This is a genomic window from Paenibacillus luteus, assembly GCF_006542765.1.
GTDB classification, from domain to species: Bacteria; Bacillota; Bacilli; order Paenibacillales; family Paenibacillaceae; genus Pristimantibacillus; species Pristimantibacillus luteus.
On record NZ_SKCD01000018.1, the window covers coordinates 102,347 to 123,015 of the forward strand.

17 protein-coding genes, 4 tRNA genes, 1 rRNA gene and 1 riboswitch are annotated in these 20,669 nt (G+C 48.2%); of the genes, 3 read left to right on the forward strand and 19 right to left on the reverse strand.

The window, feature by feature from the left end:
* Positions 1–9: 9 nt before the first annotated feature.
* On the forward strand, positions 10–894 hold the full coding sequence (locus E0496_RS15040) for an SDR family oxidoreductase (RefSeq protein ID WP_141502621.1): 885 nt from the start codon (positions 10–12) through the stop codon (positions 892–894).
* 8 nt (positions 895–902) lie between these two features.
* Here E0496_RS15040 and E0496_RS15045 read toward each other — a convergent pair whose 3' ends face one another.
* The 12 genes from E0496_RS15045 to E0496_RS15100 form a co-directional block, all read right to left on the reverse strand.
* Positions 903–1,772, reverse strand: a complete 870-nt coding sequence (locus E0496_RS15045; protein ID WP_141502622.1) for an SDR family oxidoreductase — start codon at positions 1,770–1,772, stop codon at positions 903–905.
* Positions 1,773–1,779: 7 nt separating this feature from the next.
* Positions 1,780–2,589, reverse strand: coding sequence for an adenosylmethionine decarboxylase (gene speD, locus E0496_RS15050; RefSeq protein WP_175598063.1), 810 nt, complete (start codon positions 2,587–2,589; stop codon positions 1,780–1,782).
* 137 nt (positions 2,590–2,726) lie between these two features.
* Positions 2,727–3,002 carry a hypothetical protein gene (locus tag E0496_RS15055; protein ID WP_141502624.1) on the reverse strand — a complete coding sequence of 92 codons (276 nt, stop codon included), beginning with the start codon at positions 3,000–3,002 and terminating at the stop codon, positions 2,727–2,729.
* A gap of 46 nt (positions 3,003–3,048) precedes the next feature.
* Positions 3,049–5,955, reverse strand: coding sequence for an EAL domain-containing protein (locus tag E0496_RS15060; RefSeq protein ID WP_141502625.1), 2,907 nt, complete (start codon positions 5,953–5,955; stop codon positions 3,049–3,051).
* An 84-nt stretch (positions 5,956–6,039) separates the two neighbouring features.
* Positions 6,040–6,124: riboswitch (cyclic di-GMP riboswitch) on the reverse strand.
* 129 nt (positions 6,125–6,253) lie between these two features.
* On the reverse strand, positions 6,254–8,839 hold the full coding sequence (locus E0496_RS15065) for a metallophosphoesterase (RefSeq protein ID WP_141502626.1): 2,586 nt from the start codon (positions 8,837–8,839) through the stop codon (positions 6,254–6,256).
* A 5-nt stretch (positions 8,840–8,844) separates the two neighbouring features.
* Entirely contained in the window at positions 8,845–10,110 is a 1,266-nt protein-coding gene (locus E0496_RS15070; RefSeq protein ID WP_141502627.1) for a class I SAM-dependent methyltransferase, read from the reverse strand.
* A gap of 39 nt (positions 10,111–10,149) precedes the next feature.
* Positions 10,150–10,935: a nucleotidyltransferase domain-containing protein gene (locus E0496_RS15075; protein WP_141502628.1), complete on the reverse strand. Its 786-nt coding sequence runs from the start codon at positions 10,933–10,935 to the stop codon at positions 10,150–10,152.
* A 277-nt stretch (positions 10,936–11,212) separates the two neighbouring features.
* The gene (locus tag E0496_RS15080; RefSeq protein WP_141502629.1) at positions 11,213–12,631 is read right to left on the reverse strand and encodes an RtcB family protein; all 1,419 of its coding nucleotides are present in this window, start codon (positions 12,629–12,631) and stop codon (positions 11,213–11,215) included.
* A 294-nt stretch (positions 12,632–12,925) separates the two neighbouring features.
* Positions 12,926–14,410 carry a nicotinate phosphoribosyltransferase gene (locus E0496_RS15085; protein ID WP_141502630.1) on the reverse strand — a complete coding sequence of 495 codons (1,485 nt, stop codon included), beginning with the start codon at positions 14,408–14,410 and terminating at the stop codon, positions 12,926–12,928.
* 1 nt (position 14,411) lies between these two features.
* Positions 14,412–15,221 carry a ribose-phosphate diphosphokinase gene (locus E0496_RS15090; RefSeq protein WP_141502631.1) on the reverse strand — a complete coding sequence of 270 codons (810 nt, stop codon included), beginning with the start codon at positions 15,219–15,221 and terminating at the stop codon, positions 14,412–14,414.
* A gap of 23 nt (positions 15,222–15,244) precedes the next feature.
* Positions 15,245–16,009, reverse strand: coding sequence for an NUDIX domain-containing protein (locus E0496_RS15095; protein WP_141502632.1), 765 nt, complete (start codon positions 16,007–16,009; stop codon positions 15,245–15,247).
* A gap of 215 nt (positions 16,010–16,224) precedes the next feature.
* Entirely contained in the window at positions 16,225–17,229 is a 1,005-nt protein-coding gene (locus E0496_RS15100; RefSeq protein WP_141502633.1) for a Gfo/Idh/MocA family protein, read from the reverse strand.
* 194 nt (positions 17,230–17,423) lie between these two features.
* On the opposite strand from E0496_RS15100, the gene E0496_RS15105 reads away from it, so the two are divergent.
* Complete coding sequence (locus tag E0496_RS15105) at positions 17,424–17,819, forward strand: GntR family transcriptional regulator (RefSeq protein WP_141502634.1); 396 nt, start codon at positions 17,424–17,426, stop codon at positions 17,817–17,819.
* 10 nt (positions 17,820–17,829) lie between these two features.
* Positions 17,830–19,218, forward strand: a complete 1,389-nt coding sequence (locus E0496_RS15110) for a DUF5808 domain-containing protein (protein WP_141502635.1) — start codon at positions 17,830–17,832, stop codon at positions 19,216–19,218.
* 14 nt (positions 19,219–19,232) lie between these two features.
* Here E0496_RS15110 and E0496_RS37070 read toward each other — a convergent pair whose 3' ends face one another.
* The 7 genes from E0496_RS37070 to E0496_RS15140 all read right to left on the reverse strand — a co-directional run.
* Positions 19,233–19,421 carry a hypothetical protein gene (locus E0496_RS37070; protein WP_338325854.1) on the reverse strand — a complete coding sequence of 63 codons (189 nt, stop codon included), beginning with the start codon at positions 19,419–19,421 and terminating at the stop codon, positions 19,233–19,235.
* Between the two features lie 9 nt (positions 19,422–19,430).
* A complete protein-coding gene (locus E0496_RS15115) occupies positions 19,431–19,826 on the reverse strand; it encodes a P-loop nucleotide/nucleoside kinase family protein (protein WP_338325855.1) in 396 nt (131 codons plus the stop codon).
* Positions 19,827–19,995: 169 nt separating this feature from the next.
* Positions 19,996–20,070 (reverse strand) — tRNA-Gly (locus E0496_RS15120).
* Positions 20,071–20,077: 7 nt separating this feature from the next.
* Positions 20,078–20,152, reverse strand: a tRNA-Gln gene (locus E0496_RS15125).
* A 33-nt stretch (positions 20,153–20,185) separates the two neighbouring features.
* Positions 20,186–20,262, reverse strand: a tRNA-Asp gene (locus tag E0496_RS15130).
* A gap of 42 nt (positions 20,263–20,304) precedes the next feature.
* Positions 20,305–20,381: transfer RNA gene (locus E0496_RS15135), tRNA-Met, on the reverse strand.
* Positions 20,382–20,546: 165 nt separating this feature from the next.
* A 23S ribosomal RNA gene (locus E0496_RS15140) occupies positions 20,547–20,669 on the reverse strand; the annotation flags it as partial.

The window sequence follows — 20,669 nt, forward strand, 5'->3', positions numbered from 1 at the left end:
AGATATCATATGAAACCATTACAAGGAAAAGTAGCGGTCGTCGCCGGTGCCACGCGTGGAGCGGGACGCGGTATTGCCGCAAGCCTAGGGGAAGCGGGAGCAACCGTTTACTGCACGGGAAGAAGCGTTCGCGGACAGGCATCGGACTTAAACCGCTCAGAAACGATCGAAGAAACCGCAGAGCTTGTGACGGCCAAAGGCGGACAGGGCATACCCGTAAAGGTGGATCATACCGTAGAGGCTGAGGTTGAAGCGCTGTTCGAGCGAATTAAAGCCGAGCAGAATGGGAAGCTTGATGTGCTGGTCAATAATATATGGGGAGGCGAGCAGCTGACCGAGTGGAGAAAACCTTTTTGGGAGCATTCCTTGAGCAAGGGACTGCTGATGCAGGAGCGCGCGGTGAAGGCTCATCTCATTACAAGCCATTATGGAGCACCCTTGATGGTGGATAGAAGAAGCGGGTTGATTATTGAAGTAACGGACGGAATCGATTACCGTTATCGCGGCAGCCTCTTTTACAGCCTAGCCAAAATCTCGCCAATCCACCTCGCGGAGGCCATGGCCGCAGACTTGAAGCCTTATGACGTATCAGCCGTGGCGGTGACACCAGGCTTTCTTCGTTCTGAGGAAATGCTGGATCACTTTGGCGTAACCGAGGAGCGCTGGACCGATGCGGTCCAAAGTGGAATACCGGATGCCGAGCACTTTAGCCAGTCTGAAACACCTTATTTCGTTGGCCGCGGCATCGCCGCGCTTGCAGCGAGCAAGGATCTACTCCAGCGTTCGGGACAAGTATTCCCAAGCTGGCAGCTGTCCGACGAGTTCGGCATCATCGATGTCGACGGCAGACAGCCGCACTGGGGAAATTATGCGAAGCTTCATGGCTTCCTATAAAGTATGCGTTACCCGTTAACGACTTCGCCGCCGTTAATATGGAGAATTTGGCCTGACATATAACTGGAGTCGTCACAGGCCAGATAAACGTAAGCGGCCGCCAGCTCATGCGGCTGTCCCGGCCGCTTCATTGGTGTGTCGGAGCCAAACGTAGCCACGGACTGATCATCAAACGTCGCTGGGATAAGCGGCGTCCAGATTGGTCCCGGCGCAACGCCGTTTACCCGAATGCCCTGCTCTGCAATATTTACCGAGAGTGCTCTCGTGAAAGATACGATTGCCCCCTTGGTCGCTGAATAATCGATTAGCGTCGGATTTCCGCGATATGCCGTGATAGAAGCTGTATTGATAATTGCGCTGGACTTCTTCAAATGCGGCAGCGCCACAATCGTCAGATAGAACATGCTGAATACATTGGTACGGAAGGTGGCAACGAGCTGATCGGACGTAATGTCCTCCAGCTTTTGCTGCACATGCTGCTCAGCAGCGTTGTTAACGAGGATATCGAGCTTGCCAAATTCCTTAACGGTCTGCTCGATTACGCTTTTGCAGAATGCCTCGTCACCGACATCACCGGCAATGAGCAAGCATCTGACGCCTGCTTTCTCGACGATCTCCTTCGTCTTCTTCGCATCCTCGTGTTCATTCAAGTATACGATCGCCACGTCTGCGCCTTCCTTCGCATAAGCAACGGAAACCGCGCGGCCAATCCCGCTGTCTCCTCCAGTAATAATAGCCGTTTTGCCTTTTAGTTTACCGGCTGCCTTGTAGGAATCCGACTCATAAACCGGAAGCGGGGTCATTTCGGACTCAATGCCCGGCTGGCGATTTTGATGCTGCGGCGGGTTTACCTGCTTTTCGGAATTAGCATTAGACATAACATGATCAGCTCCTTATATTTTTTCCATAAAAGATTTCGTCCATTTCGGTTTTCAATCTTCTCGTAATTTCCTCTTGTTCCTTGATCGACAGGGAATCCTTCGTGTAGCCGAACAAATAATTATTCAGGTCAAATTGCTTCAGCTTGCACTTGGTATGAAACACGTTTTCTTGGTAAATATTAACGTCGATCATGTCATACAAAAGGCATTCTTCCTTCGGTATGTAATTTTGAATCGAGTTGATATCATGATCAATAAACAATTTGTGCCCGTTAATATCACGAGTGAAGCCCCGCACCCTGTAATCCAGCGTCATAATGTCGGTATCGAACGAATGGATGAGGTAGTTCAGCGCTTTCAAGGGCGAAATTTCGCCACAGGTCGACACGTCGATGTCAGCGCGAAACGTACTGATCCCTTCATTAGGGTGATATTCAGGATAGGTATGGACTGTTATATGGCTTTTATCCAAATGCATGACGACTGTATCAGGCAGCGGACCTGGCGATTCCTCAAAGGATTCATTAGGGCCGCCCATAACTGGCCCTTCCGATACGAGCAGCGTTACGCTTGCGCCCTGCGGCTCATAGTCCTGCTTGGCGATGTTCAACACATGCGCGCCGATAATATCCGACACGGTGTTCAAAATTTTGGTCAGCCTGTCCGAATTGTATTGCTCATCAATATAGGCAATATATGCTTCGCGCTCAGCCTTGGTCCTTGTATAACATACGTCATACATATTAAAGCTGAGTGACTTCGTTAAGTTATTGAAGCCATGCAGCTGAATTCGCTGTTCTGGTGTTAATTTCAAGCGCATATGCCCCCTTTCTCCATAACTACTATTTCCTTTTACCCAAAGAGCGATGCGACCAAACGGTTATCGGCAATAAAAAAAAGCATCCTGCCTCGGCCTTAGCCGAATGCAAAATGCTTTTTCCCAACTGAATACTACTCCGTTGCTCGCTGTACACCTTTAATTTCAAGGCCAAACGCTAGTGCGCGCTTCAGCGAATCCTCGGTAAATTTCGATTTTGGATATTTTTTCTCCACTTCCTCTTTCGTCAGCGGTATCCATCTGAAATCCTTATTTTGATACACGTATTTTTTCATGCCCCAATCCACATGGATCGTTCTGCTCGCCACCTTCGTGACCAAACCAATCTCTGTCACGAGATTCGTAGATCCGAATGTTTTGACGCAAAATTTATTTATGATATCGTTCATGCTCTATCTCTCCTTTCCTAGCCCTGCTTACAACGTATTTAATTCGTTAAGATAGCTGTTTCAATTCCTTTATGCGGAGAATGGGATCGCCCACGTATACTTGAGTTTGAGGCAAAATGCCGTCGCGCTGCTTGATCGCAAGCAAATTCAGCGCATTGACGAGCTCATCCTGCTCCTTCTCTTTCAGCTGAAATTGGATGCCGTACTCATAAATATCATTGTCCAGTTCATTGTACCAGACTACGACGCCATATAGCACGTACATTTGATTGACAATTTGCGTCTTGAACATCAAGACAATATCGCTGTTCACAGGCAGCTTGACGCCTACCATAAACCTTAGGCCGCCTGGCCCGATGTTGCGAACAAGCACCTCAGTGCTCCCAAGCCGAACGCTTCTGCCCTTGAACATCGTAATCGTCATCTCTGCCAACAAGCAATGCCTAAGATTGATTCGGAAATATTGCCTCCGATTGACAGTAGGCTCCTTGTGACGTTGAAGCGCTGCCGGCTCTAGAAATGTTTTGTTTCGCAGCAGTTGAACAATGGCATCCGGTTCGACGGCTCGGCTGAAATAATAGCCTTGGATCTCATCGCAGCGCTGCTCTCGCAAATAATGGAATTGCTCCTTGTTCTCGACTCCCTCCGCTACCACCTGCATTTTCAGCGATCCGGCTAATTGGATGATGCATTCAATGATGCTTTTATTGCTTGGATCAGTCATCATTTCTTCCACGAATGATCTGTCGATTTTGATTGTATCCAGCGAGAGGCGCTTAAGTAAATAGAGGGCGGAGTAGCCTGTTCCGAAATCATCCAACGACACCTTAATCTTTCGTTTCCTCAGCTCAAGTAGCAGCTCCGTAACCGCCTTCTCATTGCTAATAAATGAGCTTTCCGTAATTTCAATTTCCAGTCTCTCCGGCGAGAGTCCCGCTTCCTCTACGATCTGGTCAATTTGCTGTAAAATATTTTGCGTCAGCAGCTGCTGAACCGAGAAATTGACCGATACGGTAATTGGAGGCAAGCCCATCGCCTGCCATCGTTTATTTTGCAGGCATGCCTCGCGAAGAACCCATTCTCCGATTGGAACGATAAGGCCCGTCTCCTCTGCAATGGGGATGAATTCCGATGGTGACACAAGGCCCCAGTCGGGATGATTCCACCGAAGCAGCGCCTCTACGCCTACCATTTCCATCGTTTGCGCATGCACTCGCGGCATATAATGGAGAAAGAGCTCCCCTTTATCCATAGCCTTGCGCAGATCATTGCTAAGCGAAAATAGCTTAAAGGTCTGCACATTTAAGGAAGAGCAGTAATACTGGGATTGATTGCGACCTTTGGATTTGGCAAAATACAGGGCCGCATCTGCGTTTTTCATCAATGACTCTACCGTATTCCCATCTTCCGGCGATTGGCTGATGCCGATGCTCGCCGTGACATTAAGCTCATATCCCTCGATAACAAACTGCTCTTTCACTAGTTTGATCATCATATCTGCGGCATCGTTTACATCGCTTTGCTGCTGCACATTGCTCATAATAATCGCAAACTCATCGCCTCCCAGCCGGTAGGCGGATTGGCCTTCACCTAGCTGGTTGACCAACTTTCCTGCAATTCCCCTGAGCAGCGCATCCCCTACCGGATGGCCTAACGTATCATTCACATATTTGAAGCGGTCCAAATCAATGAGCACGATGGCCAGCTTTTGGTTAAAAAAATCGCTTATTCGCAGCTGTTTGTCCAGTTGCTCCTCAAACATGCGGCGATTCGGCAAAGAGGTCAAATAATCGTGATAAGCCAAATATTGATTCAATTCCTGAGCTTTGCTGCGCTCCGTGACATCCAGAACGATGCCAAAAATTGCCCGCTCCCCCATATGGGATATGCCCTGATAGTGAACTTCGCATTGGATGATCGCTCCATCGTGCTTAATCGCCCGGTGGCATAGGTTGGTAAGGGATTGGCCTTCGGTTAAGCGCATAACTTGACTGGAAATATCCTGTTGCTCTTCATTATGGATAATTTCTTCTATGGATACGCCGACAAGCGAATCATAACCAAGCATTTTATTCAGCTGATTATTTGCATACACGAAGGTTTTTCGCTGCGCTACAAAAATGCCCACGATGGACTGCTCGACGATGCTGCTGTATTTCAATTCCGTTTCGGTTAGCGAGCGTTCAATCGTTTTCTCAAGCGTAATATCCTTGGCAATCCCATACACGCCAACCAGCTCATTTTCAATAATAAGCGGAATGTTGGTAACGTTAACCTCAATCCTCTGACCGGATTTCGTAACGCCCCTCGTATTATAATTTTGGGAGACAAGTGTCCTCACCGTTTCATTGAACATATGGTTCGTGTAATCCAAAAAGTCCTTATCAACAAAGCGCTCAAAGCTGCTTTCCACGATCTCCTCTCGAGAATATCCGAACATCTGCTCGAGAGCGGTATTGCAGGATAAGAAACATCCTTCCATATCAAATAAGAAGACCGCATCCGGGTTATGCTCAAAAATAGATTTATAGCGCTGTTCCTCAGCGGAAAGACGATGCTGCAGCTGTTTGTTTTCTGTTATATCCTGTATCGTACCTAACGTTACTTTAATTTCACCGTCCGCTCCAAGCACAAACGTAATATGCTCCGTCACATGCCTGATCTCTCCGCTTGGGCGAATAATTCGATATTCTTTCACACTCTCTTTCTTTGAGTCCAGCGACGCATAAAACTGACTTTGTACCCAGTTGCGATCCTCCGGATGGACAAACTTAAAAAAATCATCCTGGGTTCGAGTGAAGTCGGAATCCATGCCATATATATCAAACATTTGATTTGACCAAGAGGCTTGCTCATGGATATGGTCAAACTCCCAGTAACCGAGATTAGCTATTTTTTGTACGAGATCAAAGCTGTTGCTATGGCCATTAAAGCGCTTAAGACTCTGTTTCATTGCTGCTTATCCCTTCCTATGTCATCGCATTTGGGGCACACTGAAGCTATAGGAAGAGGATATAGATCCATTATCACTTTTCCCTTTGGCAACCCAGCCACCTTTGGATACTCCTTTAGGTCTGTTGGCTTTGCGTCATTGTCTTTCGACAACTTTGCTCTTTACTAGGACTTTTTACTTATCTGATTATTTCATATAATCACAAGATATACCATGATCATTTTTGGATCGAATTTGTATATTTAATCCAAAAAAACCTCCAATAATAGGAGGTTTTCATGTTTTCATTACCTATTGACTATAGCCGAGGATCGATTTCCTTCTCCCTCGCTACCTCAAACAAAAGATTCGCAGCTGCTGCTTGATAACCCTCATGGTCCGGGGTAATATCGGCATAAGGAATGTCCAGCATGCGCTGTCCCAGCCTATACTCATTCAACGAGGTTCTCAGCTTCATATGAATGCTCTTTTGCTTGATCAGCTTGTTATACTTATGCGGGAAGCGATAATCGTAGCCGTAAATGATCGACATATAGCTTGCATTCCTGACCTTCATATAAGGAACCGCTTGGGATTGCACTTCTTCCGGCTTGATGACGACACCTTCCATATGCTGATCAACGGTCAAGGATTTGAAATAAAGCTCAGCCAGTTCTTCGCAATTCGGATGATCCAGCTCCAACTTTATAAAAGCATCATCGGAGAGGAAACGATACATGTCGGAGGTATTCCACTCTGGCCGTTCTTCCCTACCATCGTTGTATACCAGCTTGAGCAGGGCAAACGGCTTATATTCAAGCTCCCCTGCTTCCGCGTACAGCTCCAGCTGACGCTTATACGTTTGATAAGCTTTGACATGCTCGCCTAGCGGCTGATGCTTCTCAATGACCGCATGAACATGCTTATAGTTCTGATAAATGGCTAGACCATGCTTTTCATTCAATGCCCCTTTGTTAAGGTGGAATTGGTCCTTCTCAAAGCCGCTTGCCTGGTAGTCCTGCGTAAGCTTGGCAAAAGCTTCTTCAAATCCATTTGCTTGCAAGAAGGCAAGCTCGGTCTCCAGTGCCCTGCCAATCGGCTTAAACTGTTTGTCGATAAGCCCTTCCCCAAGCGCCTGCCAAGGCAGCAGCTCTCCATCGAGAAGGAGCATGGCGATATCGTTTTGCTTCATATAATCGCCGAACCTTTCCAGCAGCGTTTGATACACCCCGGTCAAATCCAGCTTATTGATTTTGTAGCCATTGCGGCTAACCGCAAAGCATTGCTCCAGCTCCGCGTGCAAATAAACATTGCATCTCGATCCCATATATTTAGGCTGCAGCACAACTTCCTTCACGCCGCGATCGCGAAAATAGCTCAGACCTTTGCTTAGCGACTCCAGCTCCTGCGCAGCCTCATCCTTGTCCGCTGGCGCCATCGTGCCGGATATAAAGTTGATTTTGTGACTGGAGCAGTATTTCAGCCTGCGCGCTTCATCCTCGCCCAACTCCTGCAAGGAAACCTTGCGTTCCTCTTGAAACAGCGCAGGCAGCTCGCCTTCCATGACCGCTTGCCCGGATTTCACCGATTTGTAGATAGGCTTCGATCCTAGAATGACCGAGGTTAGCAGATTGCCGTGCACCGCTCCTGAATCAAGATGGATCTTATTGCGGATCCGGAACGCGTTTTTGGCGGCGACATGCCCGAAAGCGTGATAGGGCTGATTGCCCCCTGCGTCCCGCTTTAGAAATTGAAGCTGCTCCTCCAGCGGCGCGGAGCGGTTGATCCGGAAATTTCGCTGCGCCCGTACCGATAACGTATCCAGCTTGCCAATGTATTTGTTCTCGCATGGCGCATGCGTGACGTAATAAGAGGAACCGTGCTTGCCGACCATGCGATAGAAAGGTCTGGAGAGGGATACCAGCTGATTAAACCGCTGCAGCAGCTCTTCATCTCCGCGAAGAACCTCTGTTGAATCGAAGTACGCGTGGAGCAGTTCCTCCTCCACCCCTTTGATTTCACCGCGCATATACTTGTAGACAAAGTTCTCATGATTGCCCAGCACGAATAGAAAATGCTCCTGGTTCGTATGGAGAAAATCGATGATTTCCCTCGTTCTATTCCCTTTGTCAATCCAATCCCCGACCAGCAATACCTTCGTACCGCTTACCTTCCCCGAAGCAAGAAGCCGATCATTCTCCATTTGAAAGCCGTGGCTGACCAAAAGTGCTTTCAGCTCATCCACACATTCATGAACATCGCCTACGATAATCGTTTTCTGATCCAAAGGCAGCGCAGCGGCCAAGTAGTCGTTGACGTCCTCAATGACGATGCTATAGTCCGAATTCGCTATCCCGTCTGCCGGGGAATAAAAGTCTTTGGCGCGTACCTTGTGCACTTTGGCATAACGCTCCCGGGACAAAGAACCCAGCACCTCCTTGCGCAAGCGGTTGATATGGCTCGTAATCAGCTTCTTCGAGCGCTCAGATGCGTAATAATCATCCCGATTGCGGTAATCAAACAAGATAACCTCCAGGTTATAATGATTGTCCCTCGCAATCTCTCTCACCTTTGCCCGAAAATCCTCCGCCAAGCCCGTTGTATCTACCACTACAAACTCCGCATTGATCGGATAAGTGGTCACAAGACGCAGCTTCTCGAACAGAAGGCGGAACGCTTGTTCACTAGCCTCCAGCATGATTTGATCATATTTATCGTATTCGTTTCCAAGCAGCTCCTGCCGGATGCCGTCTGAGGATATATATTGTACATTCGCATGGACACCTTTGGCCTCATCTTGAAAACGCAGCTGCGGGATCAAGACCTCATTGGCAAACGTCGTTTTGCCGCATTCCGTCGATCCGATCAGCATAAATATCGTATGGACTCTCGTTTTTATTTCCATTTTTGCTAGCTCCTCCTTTTCCGCAAAACCGCACCCTGCGTCGTCTGAACGCCGTTTACGCCATCACCGATAGCAATAAAGGTACATTCTGCGTCTTGCCCGTTAATTGCTTCGAGCAGCCACTCTTGAAACTCCGTGCGCCCAAGCTCCCACTTGTGGTCATCATGCCGGAATTCGCTGAGCTCATAATAGGCGTTAAACTCAGCATTCGGTGTCGTCAGCACAAAATAATCAAAATCAATCTGCCCGCATATTTGCCGGATCAGTGTCCCCGCCTCTTCAAGGCTCATATGCTCAATCACTTCAGTGAGCACGACGTCGACCAATTCCCCGTTATATTCCTCCAGGAAATGCTCAATTGAAGGAAACGTCGCGATGTTGTCCAGTTCCTTCGCCTTAGCCTTGCGCTGTACGATCTCAAGCAGCGGCTCCTCAATATCAATCGCATAGTAACTGGCCTCAATCTTCGAGGCATAAGGGATCGCATAAAATCCTTCGCCACAGCCGATATCCACGATCGATTTATCGAACGGAAGCACGCTTGCGATATAGCTACGCCGCTGCTGCGCCGTACCGCCAAAGGCCAGCTGAACCGCATAGCGGCCCGTCTTCTCAAGCTCTTCTTTATATTTCTTGAAACGCTCTCTGGTGGACAGAAAGTGACGCGCGAACAAGCTGCGAATATAGAACGGCGCATCCATAATTTGAACGCTCTTAATATATTTCTGCAAGATATCATCGGAGATATCGATATATTCATCGCTGAACATGCTCAGGAACAAGCAGAGTACGCTCATAACATGCATAAGTTCGTATAGCGGCTTCTTTGTCATAACCGTCAGTGAGTAGCTTTTGTCCGCTTGATGGACCGTTTCGAACGAATAATCCGTCAGATGCTTCTCAAAAAAATGAATGTACCGCAGAAGCTGGATATGGATCATGTTAATGTGGAAGGTATGCTCGTAGTGCTCCGTATCCTTATCTGCCTGTACCTTCAGCGGCGCCGCAAAAAACTCATTTATCGCCGCCAGTACGAAGAGCGGCGTGTTATATCGGGAAACGTTCAAATATTCGAATTGATCCTCTCTATGCTGCTTATATGAAACCTCATTGTCCGCATCCTTGAAATAGACATTAAACGTCCCTTTATCCGAGTACCAGCCGTAGGCCATCCCTTTGCGGACGGCGCGCAGCAGCATGCCGGAATGCGGATTTTTTCTGATAATAAACGAGAAATCCGGGTTCGTGGACTTCAGCTGTACGATTGCCATTCTGCACTGCCCCTTGCTATCAAATTGTTTTCTTTACCGTTAACACCATACTTCATTTAGCGCATTGCGGAACAAGCAGTCCAGCAGCTCATCCCTTGTTCCCTCTCCTTGCCCCAGAGCGAGCGCAATACCCTCAAAATAGGCCAGCCGCTCCTGCAAATAATCATTGATGGGCTGGAGCTTCGGCTCATAATCCAGCTCATCTCCTGCTTTCTTGCGCTGAAGCAAATGTGCAATAACATTGTGAAGCTCGCTGTTTTTCGGAATAAGAGCATCGACCAAGTCATCAAAGGCCATCGGCGGCATCGTGTTATATGCCTCAATCCATCCGCACGCCAAGATCGGCCTCAACACGTAAAAATACTTTTTGATTTTCACGCGCTCTCCCTGCAAATATTCCCGGTAATTTCCCTTCGCCATATTGAGATAATGGTACATGCATGACTTCGGCGAGAATGTTAACGGAGAGATGCTGCGGATCTGCCTCGCAACCGAATATTTTGTATAATACGGAATCGGCGATTGCAGCCATTCCAGCAGCGGCGGGTTGGATTTGCGGAACAAATTGAGCGCTTTGCGCAAATCCCAGCCGTTAATATCGAGAAGATTGCTGATTGGCCTCTCAATGACGTCTCTGTGGTCAAAGATGGATAAATACCACTCCACCGGTCTGACATAAATAAAACGAACATCGTAGTCGCTGTCCTTGGAAGGAAAGCCCCAAGCTCGGCTCCCCGATTCGCAAGCATACACAATACGCACCTGCTCCTCCTGCTCGATGCGATCCAGCTCGTGCAAAATGTCCTTATGTAAAATAGCCTTCATTATTTTATTGCCTCCTTAATACAGGTGTAAAAAAAAGACCATGGACATCATCGTCCATGGTCAGGCGGTATAGAAGGCGAATAGCGAGCGTGGCAGGATGCCAGCGCAGCTTATTCCACAGCTACCAAATGACGGGTTCGATGGGTAGAGCTATTTTCGGTATAGGATAAGAACGATTGAGTGTTCCCATTTTGAATTAGATGCTGATTCACATGTAATTCCCATTCTTCCATATATTTCTTTAGCATTCTACCCGTACCCCCTCTGTTCCTCTATTTTACGTTCCTTTTACTGCTGCGAGCGGCGTGCATTTGGCAACGACCTGTGCGAGCCCTGCGCCTACCACGCTCTCAATAATTTGATCAACGTCCTTATAAGCCTGTGGCGATTCATCCACGAGTGATTCCATGGAACGCTGGTTCACAACGATTTCATCGTCCATCCCAACCCGCATCACAGCCGTTACCTCTTCTACTGAAATCAGCTGCTTCGTCGCGTTGCGGGAGCGAATGCGTCCTGCCCCGTGGCAGATGGAATAATGATTCGCTTTTCCTTCGGGACTGCCCACCATAATATAGGAGGACGATCCCATTGATCCCGGAATAAGCGCCGGATGCCCGGTGGTGCGGTAAGGCGCCGGATTGTCCGGATGCCCGGCTGGCAGAGCTCTTGTCGCCCCCTTGCGGTGAACGAAGTACGCCTGATCATCTTGCACCTCTTCCCATGCATAGTTGTGCATGAGGTCATACAGCGTCCGCAGCTCGAACTTCGGACCGAACACTTCCTTGCCCGCCTCGCGTACAGCGTAAGCGATTAAATGGCGGTTGACGACAGCGTAGTTCAACGCGGAATACATCAGATTTACATAGGTTTGGCCGAGCGGATGCGACAATGGAGCGTAGAGCAGCTTGGGATCAGCCGTGCCGATCCCATCTTGCTTCATCATTTTGGCGATGTCGGTACTGCAATATTGACTAACCGCCCCTCCCCAAGCACGGGAGCCGGAATGGATCATCACAACAACTTGGCCGTCGAACAGTCCCCAGCCCTCTGCAATTTCCCGATTCTCCTCCGCAATCTCAATCGTTTGAATCTCCACGAAGTGGTTGCCGCCGCCAAGCGTACCCAACTGCCTATGGGCCCGGTGCCAGACGGCCTCAGGAAAAGTATCCAGCACCTCTTCGTCAAAATCAAACCGGCTGCTCTCCACATGCGTCAGCGAGCTCGCCTTGCGCGGCGTGTAAGCATCAGGAATATATTTTTTCGGCAAGCCATGCAGGCCTTTCTTCACGACATGCTCTAAACGTATATCAGAGAAATGCCCCCGCGCATGCTCCTCAACAGGCATATGCTTCTCGATCGCCCGAACCAGTTTTCGCCGCAGCTTCACCTCTTTCAGGTCATCCTTGTGCAAGCTCGTGAGCTGCACTCTCATTCCGCAGCCGATGTCGCTGCCGACAATCGATGGCGACACATAGCCGTCCTCGGCACGCCATACCGCCGTTGTCCCGATGCAGGTTCCGACACCCACATGAACGTCAGGGGTATAGCTCATATAAACCTGATTCGGAATTTGCAAATTGTTATTCGCCATTTCAAATACTTTATAATCCAGGGACGCGAACAGCTCAGGTCCCGCGTAGACATGCACCTGCCCGGAAGGCAGCTTAACGTTTTGGTAATACGATTCATTCATAAACTTGTTATCTCCTCAATCATCAAATGAACACAAAAAAGCCATGGACCTCAAAATGTCCATGGCTTTACTTGCGCCTTTGTTTCCTAAACCTTGCAGCATGCAGCATACAAAATTTTAGAAAGCAGTCACAGGCCCCGTTGAGGAGGCCAATGCTATGGACTTGCTGTATGAAACTGCTTGTAATTCTAAATTAAACTGGAACATAGCCATCGGCCTCCCTTCATTTGATTTACAATATCATAATCCCGTTACCCAACATTTGTCAACCTTTTTATTATCAGGATGCTGGTTTTACAAATAAGCTAATAAATTCGCGCGAACCTCCGCCAAGGTCATATCCTTCACTAGCTTGCCGTCCTCGAACACAACCTCCAGTTGATCCTCAGCTGCACGCGCCGCATATTCCGCAACGCTCAAGTTATCCGTATAAGTTAGCTTGCCATCCTGCTCCGTTACAAGAACGAGGCCCGTTTGCGATTTTTTCACGCCGTTATCTGTTTTTGGATCTTTGTATATTTTGCGTTCCTCGCCGTTCACGACCGTAAAGGTCGATTTCAACGCGAAGCCGAACGTATCCCTCGTATTGTACTGGTAGGTAAACGAGCCGATCCCAAACACCATATTGGTCGAAGCGAAGCCTTTGGCTTCGAGTCTCTCGCAAATTTCGCCGCAGCGTGCAATCGTAATCGCATCGCCGTAAATAGCGCCAATGTGGCTGTCGAGCTGCTTGTGGCCTTTCTCCGTAACGGTGCCGCCAAAAATATCCCACAGAATCTCAATAACGCCTTTACGCTCGAACTCGCTCTCCCCATTCGGGTCGCCGCAGATTATTTTCACCGGGTCGCCGCTGTCCGGACGAATGACGACTTTGCCGTCCCTGCTCAAAATATCTTCCTTCAAGCCGCGGATAACGACGTCCAGCACGCTCCATAAATCCCATGTATCCGACACGATCGAGACGAAGCCCGTAGGATACACCTCTTTGATCAAATAGCGGTACGAAGCCATCTCGTCACGTCCGTGCGCGCACATCACGCTGTGCTCGGTTGCTGGGATCGAGGTACCGACCAGCTCGTTCTCGATATTGGCGTTATAATAATTTTCCAAATAGATAATGGCAGGTATCGTGTCTGTGCCGGTAAACGATAGAAGGTGGCCCGCGCTGCTGCCGAGTGCCGACTCAAGCGCCCCCATGCCCCGCATCGAGAAATCATGTCCTTGGAACGGAACGCCCGTTGTATCCCCATTTGTTTTCAGCGCGTATTCCTCTAAAATCTTGCGATACTCGAAAGCGAGCGTTGCACTCGTTGCCGGCATCCACAGCTGACACGACATCAGCGTCTCCAAATAATTCGTCAGCCAGAAAAATTCCGGCTTGGTGTTCTCGATCGTCAGCATCGGCACTCTTATAGGCACCAATGCGCCTTCCTTAATCGCTTTGATCTTGATGGGCAAGTAACCCAGCTCATGCAGCTCTTCGATATGCGACGCATCCGGATTCGCTTCGCCTAGCGCGTACTTGATGAGCCGCTTGTATTCTTCCGCCACTTCCTCTTTCGTTCTAGCGAAGAAATTGTCGTTAAAATAGGCGATTAAATATTGCTTGATGAACGACTGGAATCCGAAGGCAACGACCTCGTTAATGCCTTCCAACCGGCTTGTGCGAGCGGTCCACGTCGAATAAACGAGCTCGGTCCCTTTTGGATACTGGTTTTTATGGCTCACCTTGTAAAAATCACATAGCAGCGTAGCTGGATAAACGAATGTTTGAGTCATCTTATAAACCTCCGATTTCGTATACGTGAATTTTTTCATGCTCGGCTTGGTCAAGGATCGTATCTGTCGTAAATACTTTGTCGATGAGATCACTCTCCAGCACTTTTCCCTTGTATATTGATTTCTCGCAGTGCCCGACGAGCAAATAGATGTGCGAAGCGCCTATCTCCTTCAGCTTCTCCGCACTGAGCATAAAGGTCCCGCCATACGAGCAGAGGTCATCCACAATCAGCACCTTAAAGCTTTCCCTGTCCGTGTTCCCTACGATCTCCAGACTCTTAATTTCACCTGTCTGGAAGTCTCTTGATTTGAAGCCGACAAGCTCCTTGTAGCCCCGAACCTTGCTGTAGCGCTTCTGTGCGCCTGCATCCGGGAAAAATAGATAATCCTGCTCCGGATCGAAGCCGATCTCGGCAGTCACCTGTTCCAGCAGATGGATCGTCGGATATTTGCCAATGCTGCGGTCAAGGAGCGCCAGCGTAACATCGGAATGCGGCTCAATGACGGTAACCGACTCAAAGTTCAGGCTGTTGATCAGGGCTGCGGTATATTTTAGCGTAAAAGCCGACGTTCCCTCTATCCGGTCCATCCGGCTATAGGGCATATAATAGATCGTTAGGCTGCATCTCGCCCGGCGGTCGTCCAGATAACTCTTGACGAACATCAGCTTAATTAGATCGCCATCCTCCTCATACTTCCAAGCGAGCGTGTTATAATCCGCCATTTGTTTGAGAATTTCATCCCCGTTTATGCGGGTTTCACCATTCGGGAATTGCTGTAAACCAAGCTCTACTCCGTTTAGCTTAAGCATGCCATCACTCTCCTTGTCAGCTTTTAACTATAGATAGATAACTGCGGCTCTTCCTTTGTAAAACGATATAATTGTGCCGCACGCTGCGAATATTGCTTCGACTGCTTCGGCTGTCCCTGCTCATCCGTAGCTTCCTCAATAATCGTGCTGCGGCTCTTCGTGGATGTCAGCTTGCGGATGAAATTGGGCTCCTCAAAATCCGGAACAACCGTCTGGATCACCTGATACAGCTCGCTAAGCGTGAATTCCTCAGGCAGAAACTCCTTCGCAATCGTGGTGGTGAGCATTTTGTTGCGCACGCCCTGCATGGCATCGAGTAAGATTTGTTTGTGGTCGAAAGCCAGATCCATTTGCAGCGCTTCTTCGACAGCAAACAATTGCACCTCTGAAGCATCAACCGCAGCGGATCGGTGCACAAGCACTCGTTCGTTAACTAGAGCTAGAAAAGCATGGGAGATAATCCATCCCCGGGGATCACGTCCAGGCGTACTGTATACGTTAAAATACTCCATATGCACTCCCTCGACCGCCGTCTCCTCCAGTAGCTCTCTTTTGGCGCAGTCATAGACCGTTTCATCTTCGTTCGTAAAGCCGCCGGGCAGCGCCCATTGGTCCTTGAAGGGCCAAATGTTGCGTTTGATAAGGAGCACTTGCAGCTCCCTTGTTGGAAGAGCTTTTTTGGCCATAGGCTTTTCTGTGGATACTATTGTAAAGATCACGATATCTGCCGGTGCGCCATCGGGCGTACGGTAATTGCCAGCTGAGTAGTTCAATTCATTTTCAACCATGTTTATCGCTCTCCTGATTAGGAATGTTGTTTCAATTCGATATTATCATAATGACATTATTGATACTCATTGTCAACTTTTCCTGCAAAAAATAGGCTATTGGTCACAAAGCGGATGGCTCTCCGTGTACAATTCCATATCTTTTACGACGTTACCTACTACCTCTGCAACTAAAAAAGAGCGGCTGTCCACCACTCTTTTACCCATTGTTACGCTTATTGAATAACGGCTTGATCAGCAGGATACACAAGCCCGATTTGCTTTCTGGCTTCGTCCATAATTTCCAACGTGTTCAAGGAATTCTCGAAGGTATTGACCGAGGACTCCGTGCGGCCAGCCTGAATCAAACCGATAAACTCAGCAGCCTCATAGTACATCGATTTGCTGTTCGCTCGCTGAGAGATATTTTCTGTCGTTCCGTTGCGGTATTGAAGCTCAATCTTGCTCGCTTCGCTGATCTTGTCGATAACGATGCTGCCATTCTCGCCTTGGATTTCGGAAGGCAGCGACGAATGCGTAATCTTGGAATACATAATAACCGCATCCATGGAAGGATATTGCAGCACGATGCTGCCTTCCCCGTCCACGCCGGATTCCAGCATAACACCAGTCGCTTTCACAACATCCGGCTTGCCGAACAAAGCAACGAGCGGATACAGGCAATAGATGCCCAGATCCATTAACGCCCCGTTAGAAAATACCGGGTTAAAGGCGTTTAGTACCGTACCTGCCTTATAAGCATCGTACCGTGAAGAATATTGGCAGTAGCTTGCAAAATAACGGCGGATCTCGCCCAGCTTAGGGAGATGGTCCTGAATCGTTTTGAAACCTGGAAGCAGCGTGGACTTGAGCGCCTCCATAAGCAGCACGTTGTTTTCCTTGGCAGCTGCAATCATTTGCCTCAGCTCATGCGCATTCGAAGCAATGGGCTTCTCACATAACACATGAATGCCGTTATTCATACAAGTAATTGCATGTCTGGCATGGAAGGAGTTAGGGCTCGCTATGTATACGGCATCGATTAGGCCGCTAGCCGCCATCTCTGCTACATCCGTAAATATACTCGCAATCTCGTGTTTTGCCGCGAATGCTTCACCCGTTTCTACCGAGCGCGAATAAACGGCCGTCAGCTTAAATTCCTTTACTTCGCGGGCCGCTTCAATAAAAGCTTCTGTAATCCAATTCGTACCGATGATGCCAAACCGTATATTATTCGTCATGGTTGTTGCTCCTTGGGGTTATTTTAGTGCGTAAAAGGCTTAGTTCTAAGGAGAAAATATCGTTTGTTCCGCTTTGTATAGTATAACGATTCGAAGGGTGGCCTGTCCAAATTTAGCAGTTGGATTTTTGACATTAAGCTAGTTATGTATTATTATATGTAATACAAATAATACTTATTTGAAGGAGTGATCCGATGATTTTGAAGCTTGATTATAACAGCGATATTCCGATCTACGTCCAGCTCCGCAATCAAATCGTCATCGGAATCGGCGTAGGCGGACTTGAATACGGTGAGCGGTTGCCCTCAGTGAGGCAGCTGGCTGACGATTTGGGAGTTAATGCGATGACTGTGAACAAAGCGTATGCCATTTTGAAAAACGAGGGATTTATATCCATTGACCGCCGGCATGGCGCCAAAGTAAACACCATATGGAAGACACAGGCGGATTTCCATCAGAAGCTTGAGCATGAGTTAAAACTTGTCATTTCAGAGGCTAGCCTCAAAGGAGTCGGCCGTGAGGAGTTTATGCAAATCTGCTCCAATATTTTTATGGCCGCAGCCAGCAAACATCAACCTCTGACAGAATAGGAGACCTTTCATGAACAATCTTTTTTTAATTTTTCCAGCCATTTTCGTTTATATTATTGTAATTGCCATATTTCTAAAGCAAGCACAGCCGAGCAACCATATCTTATTTGGCGTCACGCTTCCTTCGCATGCGCTTAAACATGAAGCAATAAAGCAATTTCAAGCTGAATACAAAAAAACATATACCGTGTTTGGCATCGCTGCGCTTGTTTCTCTAGTGCCGCTGTTCTTGCTTGCCCATTTTTTCTCGTTAGCGCTCATTTATTTTTTTCTTTGGATTGCTGCTTTCCTATATACGTCCAGGCTTCCCTTTCACAAAACCCATCACAAAACCGCTATGCTCAAACGCGAACAGGAATGGTTTGTTGGAGAAAAACGAATCATTCGCATCGATACGAAAGTAACGCTTCTAAAAAAATCGATGCTCGCTTCCCCTTATTTGTTTTTAATTCCCGTGCTTTTATCCGTCGTTCCCCTGCTTCTGTCAACCTTTCAAAATACGAATCCGCTGCTTACGATGACAGGTATCGCATCGCTAGCTATGACAACTGTGCTGTTTCTTATCTACCTCGCTTTTGGCAAAATGAAAGCAAAAGTATATAGCGAAAATCACGACATCAATTTAGCTATTAATAGTGCATCAAGGCGTTATTGGTCCATCCTTTGGGTCTGCCTCGCTATTTTTGAGAGTATCAACGCCTTAGTTGCTTATTTTATATTGACCCAAGGCAGCTCGCTCAGCAGTATGCAGTGGATGATTGGCATTATTATGGTATCCCTAATTCCGCTTGGGAGCATGGTATTCGTGCATAACAAGGTTCGGGATCTGGAGGAAAGCCTTGCAGTAACCGATGGTCAAAGCGTAGTAACCGATGACGACGAATACTGGATTAACGGATCGACCTATCATAACCCGAACGACACTTCAATCATGGTGCCTAAGCGCGTCGGTATCGGAACGACAGTCAATATGGCCACCCGGGGCGGAAAATGGATCCAATACGGCTCCGTTGTGCTGGCCCTCATCATAGTCATACCTGTTGCAGCGTTTGCGCTGCAATCCGATCATACGTCTCCTGCGCTAACCATCGCGGAGAATGGAATCGTATCGATTGATTACCCGCTTTATGATTATAGTTTCGATTTAAGCGAGGTCACCGGGCTGACGCTTGAACAGGATGTTCCGAGCGGTTTCCGGACCAACGGCGTGGCTACCGCTGAATATGCAAGAGGTAGCTTTTCCTTAGAGAAGCTCGGAGATGCCAAGCTGTATGTATTCAAAAAATCGCCGCCGTACATCTTCATAAAATTAGAAGGCATGACCGTCATATTCAACCATAAAGATGCTGCTGCAACAGAGGCGCTATACGCCCAGCTAAGTGCTCGTTGGCCTCAGTGATGAATTAGTGCCCACTAGGAAGTATAGCCGTAAACAAAAGCATCAAGTGCTTTTAACGAGCCATCCGTCACACCAGTGGAGTTATCAAAGTAAAGCACCGAAGAAACAGGCAGGTTCCATTTCAGCTCTCTTTTGGCGAGCGAGCTGCTAAAATTGCCCCAGTTGTCCAGCTTATACTGATCGAGCACGGAGCCCCTTTGCAATATGCGCTCTTAATGAAGCCGATCATCACTTAGATAAACAAATACAACCTTCACTTCGACATCCATTAAGGAGGCCCCTATGCTGCCGAGCTCCTGCTCGATCCATAGCGGCGCCTCCGTTTCTTTTGTAAAGGGCCCAATTACGAATATGTCGCATTCATTTGCAATGTTCTCGAGTGCGGCATCCATCGTTATGCGATACCCCAAATCGCGGCACAGCCTCTTGTAGTCTTCAGAATCACGATCGTTCGGATCTAGCCCCGCCTGCGTCATCAGAGCTATCGCCGCTGGCCTAAGCAGCGTATCCATATCCATAATCGCTACGCTTCGTTTCTTCGCCAGCCCCTTAGCAAGCGTTGTCTTCCCTGCTCCTGCTCCACCAACAAAAAATACTAATTTCCGCATAGCTGCCCCCCATTTATTCACATTGTTCAATCACATTAATTATCCATTCCATTACCGTTACTCCATCATAACAAACTCTCACCCCTCGGCGCGCGCATGTCGTTAGGATTGCATCATTTTAAATACAAAAAAACACCCTGCAGCGCAAGGTGTTTTGGATGTGTATTATTGGAGCGGAAGACGGGAATCGAACCCGCGACCCTCGCCTTGGCAAGGCGATGCTCTACCGCTGAGCCACTTCCGCATAGTAATGGCTGGGGATTCAGGGATCGAACCTGAGAATGACGGAGTCAAAGTCCGTTGCCTTACCGCTTGGCTAATCCCCAACATATATGTATAATGCTATTTTTTATAAAAAATGGCGGAGCTGACGGGATTCGAACCCGCGGTCTCCTGCGTGACAGGCAGGCATGTTGGGCCACTACACCACAGCTCCGTATGTATAAGCTCGGATAAATCCGAAGGTAAAACTTTGGGTTGGTTGCGGGGGCAGGATTTGAACCTGCGGCCTTCGGGTTATGAGCCCGACGAGCTACCGGGCTGCTCCACCCCGCGTCATTTATTGCATATTGTCACATCTTATTCAAGGCATTGCGCCCTGAAAACTGGATACGAAAGAGTAGGCTTGCTGAAGCCTTATATGCTGTTGTTTGCCGGATGTATGGGTCCGGGGCAAACGTAAGTCTATGCTTACGACGTCCGTTTGCTTCTCAAACTGTTTAGGATAAGCCCTCGACCGATTAGTATTCGTCAGCTCCACACATTGCTGTGCTTCCACCCCGAACCTATCAACCTCGTCGTCTTCAAGGGGTCTTACATACTGGGAAATCTCATCTTGAGGGG